Source organism: Arsukibacterium sp. (assembly GCF_018402695.1).
GTDB lineage: Bacteria > Pseudomonadota > Gammaproteobacteria > Enterobacterales > Alteromonadaceae > Alishewanella.
Genome location: NZ_JAGYIM010000009.1, coordinates 353,010 through 367,770 on the forward strand (window position 1 = coordinate 353,010; position 14,761 = coordinate 367,770).

The window sequence follows — 14,761 nt, forward strand, 5'->3', positions numbered from 1 at the left end:
CGGTAGCTGGCTGCTGTTGCACTTGTTATTACTGCAGCATCCATTAGTTGGCTAACACCAGTAAAGCTTGGATATAACAATAATAATTGAACAGCCAGACGCGCGTGAGGCAGTCGGTTTAAGAGGTAACAACGTATGAGAGTAATATTGTTTAGTTGGCTGCTTTTTGCCTTTACCAGTGTTCAGGCAACAGAACAACTTACATTGGAAGATTACGCCAGACCGTCACAATTTCTGGAAATTGAAATTTCCCCTTCAGGTAAATACCTGGCGGCGACCAGTCGCAGTGAAGAAGGTAATATTTACCTGAATGTAATTGAGATTAAATCTAACAAAATAATCAGTGTCCGCCATTTTACCGGGCGTGATTCTATCGGCTCGATTGACTGGGCCAATAATGAGCGGTTGCTAATTACCCTGGTACGGGATATTGGTGCGCTGGAGCAGCCTGTTAGTACCGGTGAGATTTTTGCCGTAAATGCCGATGGTTCTAATGCCAGAATGTTAACCGGTTACCGGGCCGACAATGAAAAAGATCCGGCCCAGGTGATTAACTACTTACCTGAAGAGGAAAAGTTTGTACTGATTGTTACCAGTACGCCAAACCGGCGGGGCTCGTTCAGTCTGGTAAAACGGCTGAATATCGAAACCGGCCGGACCCGGCAAATTGCCCGGGCGCCGATGCGTTCTTCCGGTATGATCACCGATAACAACGGGATTGCCCGGATGGCTATTGGTATTGATCAGGAAAATGACAATGAGATGATTATGATGTACCGGAAGGATGAAAAGTCTGACTGGCAAACGTTACGCCGTTACGGCCAGCGTGATGGCAGTTTTACGCCTATTGCCTTTTTACCGGACAATAAACGGGTAGTTGGTTTAAGTGATACTCAGACCGATACCAAAGCCATAAGCATTATGGACCCGGAGACCGGTAAAGAAGAGGTGGTAGCGCACCACCCTAAAGTGGATGTTACTCCTCAGTTCAGCATTGAAGATGGCTTCCTGAAAGAAGTAATTGGCGCATCCTACGAGTATGAAACGCATGAAGATGTATTTTTTGCTGATGTCAGGGATAAAACCTTCAGTGGTTATTTGCAAAGCCTGAAAGCGGCGTTCCCGGGTAAAAAAATTGCGATCAATTCAGCAACCAGTGATAACAATATTTTAGTATTGACCGCGCGCTCGGCTAACCATCCGCCAGAGTTTTACCTGTTCGATACCAAAAATAATCAGCTGAGCTTTTTATTAAATGGCCGGCCCTGGATGAAGCCTGAGCTACTGGCGCAAACTAAAGCCATTATTTATAAAAGCCGCGATGGTTTGGATATTCAGGCAATTTTAACCTTACCACGGGATATGGAAGCCAAAAATCTGCCGTTAATTATGCTGCCGCACGGTGGACCACATGGTATTCGGGATACGCTGGAAATTGATACCGATGCCAAAGTATTAGCCCAGCATGGTTACGCCGTATTGCAGCCAAATTTTCGCGGCTCAGGTGGCTTTGGGCGGGAGTTTCTGCAAAGTGGTTACCTGAATTGGGGCACCACCATGATAGACGATATGACTGACGGTGTTATGCATCTGGTTAAGGAAGGCATCGCCGACAAAAACCGGGTATGTATTTATGGTGCCTCGTATGGGGGGTATGCGTCGTTAACCAGCGTAGTGCGTGAGCCTGATTTGTATAAGTGTGCAGTAAGTTTTGTCGGTATGTCAGATCTGAACCTTATGTATGAACACGGTGACACGACAGAATCACAAGGTGGTTTAAATACTCTGGAAATGTATATTGGCCGGGATAAAGCGCGGTTAGACGCCCAATCTGCGATTAAAAATCTGGACAAGCTAAAAGCGCCAATCTTCATTATTCACGGTACTGAAGATCGGCGAGTTCCACTGATCCAGGCTGAAGTGCTTAGAGATGAGCTGGAAAAGCGCAACCATCCTTATGAGTGGCTGGTGAAGGAAAAAGAAGGCCATGGTTTTTATAAACCGGAGAATAACGTAGAACGTTGGCAGAAAATGCTGGCTTTCTTCGATAAATACATCGGTGAAACAGCAGAAAACTAACCGCAGCCAAGCTGTAACAGCAAAGCGCCACCTTCGGGTGGCGTTTTTCATTCAGCAAAACTTCACGCCATACCTGTAATCTGCTGTCATATCTATTAGAATACTCACCTATTAGCTTAAGCGCAGTATCAACGATACTCGATTACAGGATTTATTTTATGGCACTCAATGTAGTAATTCTGGCAGCCGGTAAAGGCACACGGATGAAATCAGACTTACCCAAAGTATTGCACCAAGTAGCAGAACGGCCAATGGTGCAGCATGTTATTGACACTGCCCGGGCGCTCGGTGCAGCTAAGCCGCAGCTGGTGTATGGTTACGGTGCCAACGCCCTGCAAACAGCCCTGGGTGAACAGCCTTTACACTGGGTATTGCAAGCCGAGCAACTCGGTACCGGCCATGCGGTAGCGCAGGCTATTCCGAATATTGCCGATGACGATACCGTGTTGGTGCTTTATGGTGACGTACCGCTTACCCGTCTGGAAACTCTGCAACAACTGTTAGCTGCAAAGCCGGCTGATGGCCTGGCCATTTTGACGGTAAATTTAGCGAATCCGACCGGCTATGGCCGGATAATGCGTGCTGGTGAAAATAACAGCGGTAAGGTAGTGGGTATTGTCGAGCAAAAAGATGCCACGCCAGAACAGCTGCAAATTAACGAAGTGAACAGCGGCATTATGGCGCTGCCAGGCAAACAGCTGAAAAGCTGGTTGGGCAAGCTGTCAAACAGCAATGCGCAGGGTGAATATTACTTAACTGATGTGATTGCCATGGCGCATCGTGAAGGTATCGAAATTGCCACGGCGCAGCCGCAGGATCCAATGGAAGTGGAAGGGGCCAATAATCGGCTGCAACTGGCGGCATTAGAGCGTGCCTATCAGCAGCGCAAAGCACAGGAGCTGATGCTGGCAGGTGCCAACCTGCGTGACCCGGCCCGGCTTGATGTGCGTGGCAGCGTTGAGGTTGGCAATGACGTGATGATCGACATTAATGTTATTTTCGAAGGCAAAGTGGTGCTGGGTAAGGGCGTAACCATTGGTGCTAACTGTATTTTAAAAGACTGCAGCATTGGCGATAACACAGAAATTAAACCCAATTCCATGATTGAAAAGGCCACGGTTGGCAGCGACTGTTCAGTCGGCCCTTATGCCCGGTTACGACCAGATAGCGTGATGCTGGATGACAGCCATGTTGGTAACTTTGTCGAGATGAAAAAAACCACCTTAGGCAAAGGCTCAAAAGCCAATCACTTAACTTATCTGGGTGATGCGGTCATTGGCAGCAAAGTAAATGTGGGTGCCGGTACCATCACCTGTAACTACGATGGCGCCAATAAGTTTGTTACTACCATTCAGGATGGCGCCTTTATCGGCTCGAACAGCTCGCTGGTAGCGCCGGTAACGGTAGGGGTTAACGCTACGGTTGGTGCTGGTTCAGTGCTCACCCGCGATGCAGCTGACGGCGAACTGGTGGTTGCCCGCGCTAAACAACGGCATATAGAGGGCTGGCAGCGGCCGGTGAAGATTAAAAAGTAATCAGGTAAAACAGCCCGCATTTGCGGGCTGTTTTACAACATGACTATTTAGGCTGCGGGTTGAAATCCCGGATTGGGCGCCACAGAGTGTCTGAGTCCTGCCGTAGGCAAAGGACGACAAATTCGTCTGGAGCGAATTTGAACAGCTTTGCTGGCCTGCAAGGGCGTGGGCAGGATGCTCACGCTACTTGCTGTGGCGAGCCGGAACGGGAGTTGCAACCTGTCAGCCTTTCTCATAACTACTCAGCCTTATCTACCAGCACCGCAATAGCACCATCGCCGGTAACATTACAGGCGGTTCCAAAGCTGTCCTGCGCCATATACAGCGCTATCATCATCGCTACTGCCGCTTCGCCAAAACCGAGCATAGAGCCCAGCAGGCCAACGGCCGACATTACCGCGCCGCCAGGCACGCCAGGGGCAGCCAGCATTACGACGCCTAAGGTCAGAATAAACGGCAGCATGGTGAGCAGTGACGGAATTTCCAGGCCATTTTGCATTACCATTACCGCCACCGCACAACTAACAATAGTGATAGTAGAGCCGGCTAAGTGGGTGGTAGCACACAGCGGCACGGTAAAGTCAGCAATATTAGGTTTTACACCATTAGCTTTGGTGGCCTGTAGTGATACCGGAATAGTGGCCGCGCTCGACATGGTGCCTAATGCAGTGAAGTAGGCTGGCAGCATATTTTTAATCAGCAATAGTGGTGATTTACCGGCCTTAATACCGGCAATGCTATATAAAATAATAATCCACAGCCAGTGCAGCAGCAGTGCCAGAATTAACACCACGCCAAAGGTTCTAAGCGTTGCAAACACCGTACCTGCGGCGGCTAATTGAGCAAACACGCCAGCAATATAAACGGGCAGCAGCGGTATTATCACTTTTAACAGCAACAGCTGAATAATATCGCGGCCCTGATCAGACAACTGCTTAAGTTGCTGCGCCTGGGTGGCGGCAATGCCCAGGCCAAAAATAAAAGCCAGCGCCAGCGCCGTCATAATGCCAAATACCGGCGGAATATCCATTTCAATATAGGGTGTTAATTCAGCCACTACGCCAGTTGATGTTGCACCAGCAGCAGGGGCCAGCATCGGTACCACGACCACTGCGACTAAAAACGCCAGGGTACCGGCCAGAATCGTCGATAAATAGGCAATTCCCAGAGTGCGGCCGAGTAACTTACCGGATTTTTGCGGCAGGGCGGCAATGCCGCTGGTAATAAAGAACAGAATAAGAAGTGGAATAGTAAAAAATAAAAGCTCACCAAACAGCGCTTTAAAGGTGATTAAAATTTGGGTAAGCCAATGCGGCGCATAAAGGCCAAGCAGCATGCCCAGCACGATACCGGCAATCAGTTTCAGGATAAGTTGCATAGTGGGTTCTCGTTTATTATTAGCGGTTGTATCGATCTGAATTTAGCGTTTTGAGCATAACATAAGTTATAGCAGCCAGTCTGCAGTGGCTTTAGGCAGCTTACTCTGCAGGTTGAACGTGAGTATGAACTGCACAGAGAGGTATCGGAGCCGGCTTACCAAATAGGTAGCCCTGAAACAGATCGCAGCCCATTTCAGCGAGTGCATCAAATTGCTCTGATTGCTCTACACCCTCTGCAACCACCGTTAGGTTCAGCGCCTCTGCCATCGCGAGAATGGTGCGTACAATGGCATAATCAGTGTCCTGAGCAAGAAATTCTCTAACAAAAGACTGGTCAATTTTTAACACGCCTATAGGTAGGTTTTTTAAATAGGACAGGGAGGAATACCCAGTACCAAAGTCATCTAAAGAGAAGGTAACACCGGCTTCACTTAAGGCCAGTAACTTGCTGCGGGTTGCGTCCAGGTCATCATGTAACATGCTTTCCGTTATTTCCAGTTCAAGCAGCGTCGGTTGAATACCTGTTTCACTGATGATCTGTTGAACGGTCTTTACAAAGTCCTTTTGCACCAACTGGCGCTGGCTGACATTAACCGCAATAACTAGCGGTGTTCCCTGCTCCATAAAACACTTAATTTGTTGGCAAGCAGTTTTGAGCACCCATCTGCCAATAGGGATAATCAGCCCTGAGCTTTCTGTCAGTGGAATAAAGTGATCAGGGGAAACCATGCCCAGCTCAGGGTGGTGCCAGCGGATTAAGGCCTCATAGCCGACTAGTTGTTGGTTGTTGTTAACCTTGGGCTGGTAGTGAAGTGAAAATTGCTGCTCTGCTAATGCCAGCTTTAATTCCTGCTCCAGTTTTTGTCGCTGTCGCAACTGATGCTGCATATTTTGTTCAAAAAAGTATAGTTGATTACGGCCATTTTCTTTTGAGTGATACATGGCCAGATCAGCTGATGACATTAACTCATCTATATCTTTGCTATTGTCATTAAACAACGCAATACCAATGCTGGCAGTTATGTGATACTGATGGCCTTTTAATGCAAAAGGCTGGCGTATTTCTTCGAGTAATTTATTACCTAATACTTCTGCATCCATAGCAGCGGTTACCGGGTCAGCAGTGAGCAACCTGGCCAATAAGATAAATTCGTCACCGCCAGGGCGGGCTAAAGTGTCGGTAGCACGTATACTTAGTTGTAGCCGCTCTGCTAACTGGTACAGTAAATCGTCACCATAAGAGTGCCCGAAGCTATCATTGAGCCGTTTAAAGTGATCCAAATCAATAAACAATAATGCAGAGAAGTCGCCACTGCGCTGGGATTCTGTTTGTGCTTCTTTAATTTTTTCCAGCAATAAGCGCCGGTTTGGTAAATGAGTTAAGGGATCATAAAAAGCTAGACGATGAATGCGTTGCTGATCCGCTTTCGCCTTACTTATATCGTTAAAACTGGCGATATAATGGGTAATCTGGCCATCCTGGTTTTTCAGTGCATTAATGACAACATGTTCCGGATAAACTTCGCCATTTTTCCGTCTGTTATAAATTTCACCACTCCAGACATCATACTGCGCCAGCATTTGCATCATATGCTGATAGAACGCCTGATCATGTAGCCCAGAGCTAAGCACTGAAGGTTTTTTACCAATCACTTCAGCTTCGTTAAAGCCAGTAATATCGGTAAAGGCTGGGTTAACCCGGATAATGCGACGCTCAGCGTCGGTAATCATGATGGCTTCGCGGGTGTGAAATGCCAGGGCATTCAGCTGTTCTGTCGCCTGGGTGTTTTTTTGGGCGGTAATATCCCTGACAGCCAAAATAAAATGCGGAATCACGTTATTATCTGTTTTCAACGCAGCAATAACCTGAAACCAGCTTGGCTCGTTGTCTTGCTCTATGGTCAACGCATATTGATGTGCATCTGAGCAGCCTCGCCGGCTATAGGCTTCAGTTATTGCTTTTTCCATCGCTGCTGTTACGTTGTTGGGCAACACTTCAGCTGCTTTTTTGCCAATAAACAGGTCAGGGCTAAGATAGAGTTTGCTTTCGGGTCTGAAATGAACGTGGTGAAAACGCCCTTCAAAATCAACATCAAATAAAATATCCGGCACCGCGGCCAGGGTGGCTGAAAGTTCGGCCTTAGATTGCATCATCTGAGCATAGGGCGCCGCCAGTGTTTCAAAAACCAGTGCCCGGTATAAAAATAAGTATGAAAGTAGTTTCAGGCCATGGCCTAGAATATTAAAGCTGTCACTGAATTTACCATATAAGGTGAAGTAAAATTCGCTTAAAATCATGGTAATAACCGCAGCAAACAAAGCTGGAGTATGAAAAGGTCGCTGCTGATGACGGTAACGCAGAATAAAAAAAATTGTTATCAGGTTAATCAGGATTACGACATACTCAGCGAGTATTTTTGCGTTAGTCAGGCCCGAGCCTTCAATATAAAAAACTGGCAAGGTATCGGGATGAACAATAAACCAATAATTTAAGGCTAATACGCTGAAGACTGCAGCCAGTAATGTCTGGTAATACGTTGTCAGCCCGGTACTTTTATCGGCAATCGGCAACACTGCGAAACATAAGGCAAGCGCCGCGATAAAGCGAGCGGCTAACCAGAAATGTATCGCTTTCTGCGGGTCATTTTGGCTGAAATAGTCTGGCATGCCTTGGTACGATAGCAGATGGCCAAGATCTAACCAAAATATGGCAAAAAAACAGCATGCTAATATCACCCCACGCAACGTCATGTTAACTAAAGCTTGTTCACGGATAATGGCAAAAATCATGGCGGCGATGACAACGGCAATAATTTCAAAAACAGTATGCAGTGGCAAGTAGGCCTGATGACTCAGTTCAGGTAGGTCTATGTTCAGCAAGAGTGGTAAAAATGTAATTAATGTCAACGCTAATAACAATAGAACCAACTTAACCGAGTGTGATCGAGCAGTAACGGTTAACAAGGGTTTCATCTGCATTAAAGCGCGCCAATTAAATTAGACTTATCTTATGTCAGAATACCCGCTTTAATGGCTTTTTCAAGCGACTTCGTATTCTGATTTGTTCTCGCTGTATTCACTGAATAATTTGTGCAGTTGGCAGGTATTGTTTTAGCCAGGCTTGTAATGCCGGCAGCTGGCTGGCCGGAAAGCGCATCGCCAGCTTTTGGTAAACGTTGAATGGAAAATCAATAAGGGCTTCTTTATCATCTAACTGATCCACAACCACTTTTTTGATATCGATGATTTGCAGCTGGCGATGTTTCACGTGAAGCATCTGTTGCTCCAGCTTAAGTTGGGTAAAAATATCAGGCACGAATTCAGCCTGCTGCCACCGCTGCTGACTTTTGTCTGATATCAGGCACTGGATTGCAATAGCGAACATTATCAATGCTGAAAAATAATGTTGCTGCCAGACAAACCCGGTGGTGACGATGATTGCTGCGCATGCACACAGACAGCGGTCCGGATATTGCCGGTAAAAAGATTTTATTTTGAGCCAAGGGCCAGATTTGGATTCAATCATCAGACATCCTGTCAAATACCTCTGAAAGTGCTGATAATACCGTATCTTTTGGCAGCTGCAACTGTTGGGCGGCCAATGCCAGTTGCTCCAGTTGTGGCAACACTTGCTGCAACCTGCTTTTTTCACTTTGCCCGGGTGAAGCCTGGCTGGCAATGGTCATTGGTTTACCGCGCTGGCGCTCCAACACGCCTTCGGCTTCCAGCAAGCTATAAGCTTTGGAGATTGTCATTGGGTTTACCGCATACTGCGACGCCAACTCTCTTACTGACGGCAACTCATCACCGGCTTTTAACTGGCCGCCGGCCACCATCCGTTTAATTTGGCCGGTAAGTTGCCGGTAAATTGGTTCGCCACTGCTCGGATTGATACTAAACATGGCGTTTCCTTGTGTTTGTAGCCTTTTGGCTGTAATCACGCCTTTTCCAGTGTTTTACGGCAAAATGACGCAGCACCATGGCGGCCAGCAGCAGACTCAGTAAACTATATAGTTGCACCTGGTGTGAGGCTGTAAAAAGCCGATATCCAGATGAACTGTAATACAAAAAAGTCAGGATAAAACCACTTTTGGTATTGTTCGGGAAGCACAGCATCAGGTAAGTGATAAACAAAAGCTTGCCGAGCAGAAGTGCACTACTTAGCAAAAAAACAGGATTTTGCGGTTGCCAACAGTAAAGCAACACCAGCACAGGCAGAGTGAAAATAACTAACTGGCCTAAAAAATGGCGCTCGTAAAAATAGAACAGTTTATATCTGGATACAGGCAAATATAGCCAGGCAGTTTTAGTTTTGCCGGTTGCTGAGTCAATAGTGTACAGCCAGTAAATCAGAGGTACTAGGAACAGAAATTGGTTCAGCACTTGCCAGCCTTCAAGTTCAGGAAACCACTGCCAATTGCTGTGATACCAGTGATGTACTGCACTTTGCAGCAATGGCACCGCAGCGCAAACAGCTGAAAAAACCAACAGGCGCGAGAAAGGCTTGGCATTAAAATGAAACAGATAGCTGGCCGCCAACGTCGAATGAAATTTAGGGATAGCGCGCCATCGAAAATGCCAGAGATGAGCAGATTGTTGTCGTTCTGTGTCGCGCCGCAGTCTGGAAAGTTTTGGTAAATAAGCAGCCGCAAACAAGCTAAGGGTGTAAAAAAGGATCATTGGTAATGGCTGAACTATGGGTAATAACCAACTCGTTTGTAAAAACCATTGCGGATTGAACAGAACCAGCCAAACCGGAAAGACAACCAGCCCTGAGGCGGAGCTACGGCCTTTATCAGCAAATACAATAGCATGCAGTAACAAATGGCTGCAGAATAACGTTAGTAATGCCTGTGGATATGACAACGCCGTATATTGCACCACGCCCAAAGAGGTAAGCAAGGTAACAACACTTACAAGTAAAAAAGGGATAAAAGCTGATTGTGACTTACTTAGCAACATCCGGCCGTAGCTGCCAGTCATAAAAGTGGCTATTGCCGGCAATAAGCGCGCATAGTAATAAATAAACAAAACAATATTTGCTATATATAAGCTGGCATTGCTGGCAAACCCGAGGAACCAGAAAAAGGCGATAAAAAACCACCAGCCAACACTCATTTCAAGCAGGGTAAGCATCCGGTAAAGTTGGATAAGTAGCACCGGGAATTTTAAAGTTGTCATCGCAGGCCGCTCCTTAGCATTCATGCAACTCCAGAAAAATATCTTCCAGATTCAGTTGTTCTACCCGAATTTGTGCCTGCAGCTGTTTCTCGAGCGCGGCCAGCCCGGTATCCTGCCAGTTTTGCACTGTTACTGTTGCTACTTTGCCCTGCACTTGCTGGTGTAATAGATCAGGTAGTGATAACGGATTAGGCAGTAGCTGCGAGGAACTGATATGCAGCCGCACCACAGACTCTTTCAGGGTGTCCAATTCACCCTGCCAGGCAAGCTGTTGATCTTTTAGCAGCCACACTTTATTGGCGACCCGCTCCATATCAAACACAATATGAGATGAAAAAATAATGGCGCTTTGCTGATCGGCGGCGATATTAACCAGCTCAGTTAAAAACTGGCGCCGGGCGATGGGATCGAGGCTGGCGACAGGTTCATCCAGGATCAGTAGCTGCGGTTTATGACATAGTGCCAGAATAATCGCCAGCTTCTGGCGTTGCCCCACCGACAACTTACTAATACGCTTCGTCAGCGGAATTTGCCAGCTTTGACAGAGCCGGTCGCATAGTCCCTGATCCCAATTGGGTTGAAAGCGGGCAAACAATTGCAGGTGTTCGTCCGGAGTCATTTGTTCCAGCAATTCGTCTTGCTGTGGCACAAACCCGATAAGCTGTTTCTCTCTGGCATCTATCTCTGTACTGGGTGTGCCAAACAACTTTACTTCGCCCTGTTCTGGTACAGCAAACCCAAGTAAGGTTTCAAGTAATGTGGTTTTGCCAGCACCGTTTTTTCCTAACAGGGCTATCACGTCACCCTGTTGTACCCGGGCACTGATATTCTGCAGCACATTTTTTTCGTTGTAACGTCGATACAAGCTGGTTATTTCAATAATGTCGGGCATGTCCCTGTCTCCAAAACAAACTGTATTAATACACTAATACAGATGATGCTGAGACACAAGCTGGTTATTCAACAAAAATAACAATAGCGTCACAACCTGCTTTGCGAATTGGACTTAACAAATTGTTATTCAGGTTATACTAAGCTACAACCGGTACTGTGTAGACCGGACAATAGTGTGATACAGGAAAAACTTATGCGTACTGTAATTGGTTTAATGTTCATATTGCTGTTGGCCAGCTGTGCCCAGCTTGGCTCACTGTCGACTTATAACGTCAGCGAGGCAGACTTAGAGCAGATGTTAAGTTCACAGTTACCGAAACTCACCCGCCAGGCCAACGTGGCGGGTATTCCGCTGAAAATGGCAGTGGAAAAAATGCAGGTTGATATTGGCCCGGATAACAGTGATTTGGTGCGGATTAACACCGATGCCTCTGCGGTATTATCCTTGTTTGGTTTAAGTTATCCGGCTAATTTGCAGTTGCAAATAGAAGGTGCGCCTTACTATGACGCGACCGAAAAAGCGATTTTTATCCGTTCAGTTAAGTTGCTGGACAGCAGTATTGAAGCGGCCGGTTATCGCGGCAATTTAGCCCCGGTAAGTAATGAATTACTGCAGCTGGTTAATGGTTATCTGGCATCAAACCCGGTGTACCGACTTGATCAAACCCACCCCACCATCAGGTTACTTACTGCAGTACCGGTAAATATGGCGGTACAGGATGGCAAACTGGCATTTAGTCCCAGCGGCCAGTAGCCGTTGCCTCAAACCCTATGACAGCGTGAAAAAAAGGGTGGCGAAAGCCACCCCAAAGTGCAAGACAAGTAAAACAACGACCAGAGATGGCCATCCGGGGCCAGTCTGTGTCAGTCCGTGACAAGCGAGACTATAAACCAGTAAATTTATAAATGCAAATAGTTATCATTAAGAAGTGGGCGGTGCTCTGAGTTTTTTTGTGGTAATTTGCAGCAACCGCTTGCAATTAAGGCCTGGATCTCTAAAATATCTTTCGTTTTGAAACTTAATCGAAAGATATCGCTTAGTAAAACTAATGAACAAACGCAATACCCAACAGCGGCGCCATCTGATCGTCAGTCAACTGCAGCAACAGGGCGAACTTTCAGTAGAGCAACTAGCCGAACAATTTCAGACCTCTGAAGTCACAATTCGGAAAGACTTAACGGTATTGGAACAAGCGGGGCTGTTGTTGCGGCGCTATGGTGGTGCGGTACCGGTACCGCAGGATTTTATTGCCGACTCCAGCTTTGAAAAAGTTTCAAAGCGAAAGTTGGCAATCGCCAAAGCCGCCGCCAGTCTGATTAAAGATCATTACCGGATAATTATCGACAGCGGCCGCACTACCGCGGCTTTATTGCCTGAACTGGCCAGTAAACAAGGCCTGGTGGTAATGACCAACTCATTGGGTATTGCCAACGCCCTGCGCGAACTGGAAAACGAGCCTACCCTGCTAATGACCGGTGGTACCTGGGACCCGCAGTCAGAAGCCTTTCAGGGCCAGCTGGCCGAGCAGGTATTGCGTGCCTATGATTTTGACCAGCTGTTTATTGGTGCCGATGGTGTCGATTTAGGCCGGGGTACGACAACTTATAACGAGCTGTACAGTTTAAGTCGGGTAATGGCCGAATGCGCCCGCGAAGTGATAGTAATGCTGGAATCAGATAAGTTAGGGCGGAAAATTCATAACCTGGAACTGCCCTGGGCCATGGTGAAAGTACTGGTTAGCGACGATGGTTTAAGCGACGACGCTGCGGCCCGGATAACTGAACAAGGGGTAAAGGTGATTCGGGTTAATGCCTGATTCACCCACTCAAATTAAACTGCGTTTAACGGAGAGAAAATATGTGTGGAATAGTCGGCGCAGTGGCGCAACGTGATGTGGTGGATATTCTGGTTGAAGGCCTGCGCCGCTTGGAATACCGCGGTTATGACTCGGCCGGTGTCGCGGTTGTTGACGCCAGTGGCCAGCTGACGCGGCTTCGCCGCTTAGGCAAAGTAAAAGAGCTGGCCGATGCTGTTGCCTTAACACCTGCCACCGGCGGTACCGGTATTGCCCATACCCGTTGGGCCACGCATGGCGAACCGAGTGAGCGCAATGCGCACCCACATGTATCCAGCAATATAACCGTGGTGCATAATGGCATTATTGAAAACCACAGCCCGTTGCGTGACGCCCTGAAAGCCAAAGGCTATGTCTTTACCTCAGACACCGACACCGAAGTTATCGCTCACCTGGTAGAGGAAGAGCTGAAAAGTGCCGGTTCGTTGTTAGCGGCAGTGCAAAAGTCAGTTAAGCAGCTGCATGGTGCTTATGGCACAGTGCTAATGGATAAAACCGATGCCAGCCGGGTGGTGGTAGCGCGTTCAGGCAGCCCGCTGGTGATTGGTCTGGGCATTGGCGAAAACTTTATTGCCTCTGATCAGCTTGCGCTATTGCCGGTGACCCGCCGCTTTATTTTCCTGGAAGAGGGCGATGTGGCAGAGATCACCCGCCACAGTGTCAGTATTTTCGATACCGCTGGTAACGCCGTTGAGCGAGAGGTACACGAGTCGAACGTAAGTTACGATGCGGGCGACAAAGGCCAGTACCGTCATTTTATGCTAAAAGAAATTTACGAGCAGCCGCATGCCATCAGTAATACCCTGGAAGGCCGCTTAAGCAGCGATTCGGTGCTGGATGAAACCTTTGGTAACGGCGCGGCCGAGTTGTTCAAGCGGGTTAAACATGTCCAAATTGTTGCCTGTGGCACCAGCTATCACTCCGGTATGGTCGCGCGCTACTGGTTGGAATCGTTAGGTGGCATTTCCTGTAACGTTGAAATTGCCTCAGAGTTTCGTTACCGCAAGTCGTTCGTGCAGCCGGGCAGCCTGCTGGTCAGTATTTCGCAGTCGGGTGAAACAGCCGATACCCTGGCGGCACTGCGCCTGGCCAAAGAAGCCGGTTACGTTGGCAGTTTAACCATTTGTAATGTGGCGGGCTCGTCGCTGGTGCGTGAATCTGATTTAGCCTTTATGACCCGCGCCGGTGCTGAAATTGGTGTAGCATCGACTAAAGCCTTTACTACTCAGTTAGTTGGCCTGGCCATGTTAACCCTGGCCATCGGTAAATATAACGGCTTAACTGGCACACAGCAGCGGGAGCTGACGGAGGCGCTGCAAAGCTTACCGGGCAAACTGGAACAAGCCCTGGCGCTGGCACCGCAAATTGAAGCGCTGGCCCAGGAATTTGCCGACAAGCACCATGCCCTGTTTTTAGGCCGGGGCGATCAGTACCCCATTGCGATGGAAGGGGCATTAAAGCTGAAAGAAATTTCCTACATCCACGCTGAAGCCTATGCGGCCGGTGAATTAAAGCACGGCCCGCTGGCGCTGATTGATGCCGATATGCCAATTATCGTAGTTGCACCAAACAACGATTTACTGGAAAAACTGAAATCAAATGTCGAAGAAGTACGGGCCCGCGGTGGTATTTTATATGTGTTCGCCGACACCGACGCCAAGTTCCAGTCCGACGCCACCATGCGGGTTATTAACGTACCACACGTCGCCGACATCCTGGCGCCCATCGTCTACACCCTGCCACTGCAGTTACTCAGCTACTACGTTGCTATTATCAAAGGCACCGATGTGGATCAGCCGCGTAATCTGGCGAAGAGTGTAACGGTAGAATAAGACTC

Annotated in this window: 11 protein-coding genes; 5 read left to right on the plus strand and 6 right to left on the minus strand. The window is 47.9% G+C overall.

Annotated features, from left to right (window positions below):
• The first annotated feature begins 135 nt into the window (after positions 1-135).
• Both KG631_RS03770 and glmU read left to right on the plus strand, forming a co-directional pair.
• Positions 136-2,079 carry a S9 family peptidase gene (locus tag KG631_RS03770; protein ID WP_213995414.1) on the plus strand — a complete coding sequence of 648 codons (1,944 nt, stop codon included), beginning with the start codon at positions 136-138 and terminating at the stop codon, positions 2,077-2,079.
• A 158-nt stretch (positions 2,080-2,237) separates the two neighbouring features.
• Positions 2,238-3,614, plus strand: coding sequence for a bifunctional UDP-N-acetylglucosamine diphosphorylase/glucosamine-1-phosphate N-acetyltransferase GlmU (glmU, locus tag KG631_RS03775; RefSeq protein ID WP_213995420.1), 1,377 nt, complete (start codon positions 2,238-2,240; stop codon positions 3,612-3,614).
• 238 nt (positions 3,615-3,852) lie between these two features.
• On the opposite strand, the gene KG631_RS03780 is transcribed toward glmU, so the two are convergent.
• The 6 genes from KG631_RS03780 to KG631_RS03805 form a co-directional block, all read right to left on the minus strand.
• On the minus strand, positions 3,853-4,992 hold the full coding sequence (locus tag KG631_RS03780; RefSeq protein ID WP_213995425.1) for a dicarboxylate/amino acid:cation symporter: 1,140 nt from the start codon (positions 4,990-4,992) through the stop codon (positions 3,853-3,855).
• Positions 4,993-5,092: 100 nt separating this feature from the next.
• Positions 5,093-7,912 carry an EAL domain-containing protein gene (locus KG631_RS03785; RefSeq protein ID WP_301003573.1) on the minus strand — a complete coding sequence of 940 codons (2,820 nt, stop codon included), beginning with the start codon at positions 7,910-7,912 and terminating at the stop codon, positions 5,093-5,095.
• 157 nt (positions 7,913-8,069) lie between these two features.
• The gene (locus KG631_RS03790) at positions 8,070-8,378 is read right to left on the minus strand and encodes a hypothetical protein (RefSeq protein ID WP_213995432.1); all 309 of its coding nucleotides are present in this window, start codon (positions 8,376-8,378) and stop codon (positions 8,070-8,072) included.
• Positions 8,379-8,511: 133 nt separating this feature from the next.
• Positions 8,512-8,895 carry a GntR family transcriptional regulator gene (locus tag KG631_RS03795; RefSeq protein WP_213995439.1) on the minus strand — a complete coding sequence of 128 codons (384 nt, stop codon included), beginning with the start codon at positions 8,893-8,895 and terminating at the stop codon, positions 8,512-8,514.
• Positions 8,888-10,174, minus strand: coding sequence for a hypothetical protein (locus tag KG631_RS03800; protein ID WP_213995447.1), 1,287 nt, complete (start codon positions 10,172-10,174; stop codon positions 8,888-8,890). The genes KG631_RS03795 and KG631_RS03800 overlap by 8 nt, the downstream gene beginning before the upstream one ends.
• A gap of 13 nt (positions 10,175-10,187) precedes the next feature.
• Entirely contained in the window at positions 10,188-11,066 is an 879-nt protein-coding gene (locus KG631_RS03805; protein ID WP_213995454.1) for an ABC transporter ATP-binding protein, read from the minus strand.
• Positions 11,067-11,261: 195 nt separating this feature from the next.
• Between KG631_RS03805 and KG631_RS03810 the strand changes: the two genes are divergently transcribed.
• The 3 genes from KG631_RS03810 (at position 11,262) to glmS (ending at position 14,756) form a co-directional block, all read left to right on the plus strand.
• Positions 11,262-11,822 (plus strand): DUF1439 domain-containing protein, encoded by a 561-nt coding sequence (locus KG631_RS03810; RefSeq protein ID WP_213995460.1) that lies wholly within the window; start codon positions 11,262-11,264, stop codon positions 11,820-11,822.
• 295 nt (positions 11,823-12,117) lie between these two features.
• On the plus strand, positions 12,118-12,885 hold the full coding sequence (locus KG631_RS03815; protein ID WP_213995464.1) for a DeoR family transcriptional regulator: 768 nt from the start codon (positions 12,118-12,120) through the stop codon (positions 12,883-12,885).
• A gap of 41 nt (positions 12,886-12,926) precedes the next feature.
• A complete protein-coding gene (glmS, locus tag KG631_RS03820) occupies positions 12,927-14,756 on the plus strand; it encodes a glutamine--fructose-6-phosphate transaminase (isomerizing) (protein WP_213995470.1) in 1,830 nt (609 codons plus the stop codon).
• Positions 14,757-14,761 lie beyond the last annotated feature (5 nt).

Coding starts and splice junctions, on each gene's coding strand:
- KG631_RS03780 (WP_213995425.1), bottom strand. CDS start 4,992: ATGCAACTTATCCTGAAACTGATTGCCGGTATCGTGCTGGGCATGCTG.
- KG631_RS03770 (WP_213995414.1), top strand. CDS start 136: ATGAGAGTAATATTGTTTAGTTGGCTGCTTTTTGCCTTTACCAGTGTT.
- KG631_RS03815 (WP_213995464.1), top strand. CDS start 12,118: ATGAACAAACGCAATACCCAACAGCGGCGCCATCTGATCGTCAGTCAA.
- glmU (WP_213995420.1), top strand. CDS start 2,238: ATGGCACTCAATGTAGTAATTCTGGCAGCCGGTAAAGGCACACGGATG.
- KG631_RS03805 (WP_213995454.1), bottom strand. CDS start 11,066: ATGCCCGACATTATTGAAATAACCAGCTTGTATCGACGTTACAACGAA.
- KG631_RS03810 (WP_213995460.1), top strand. CDS start 11,262: ATGCGTACTGTAATTGGTTTAATGTTCATATTGCTGTTGGCCAGCTGT.
- glmS (WP_213995470.1), top strand. CDS start 12,927: ATGTGTGGAATAGTCGGCGCAGTGGCGCAACGTGATGTGGTGGATATT.
- KG631_RS03800 (WP_213995447.1), bottom strand. CDS start 10,174: ATGACAACTTTAAAATTCCCGGTGCTACTTATCCAACTTTACCGGATG.
- KG631_RS03795 (WP_213995439.1), bottom strand. CDS start 8,895: ATGTTTAGTATCAATCCGAGCAGTGGCGAACCAATTTACCGGCAACTT.
- KG631_RS03790 (WP_213995432.1), bottom strand. CDS start 8,378: ATGTTCGCTATTGCAATCCAGTGCCTGATATCAGACAAAAGTCAGCAG.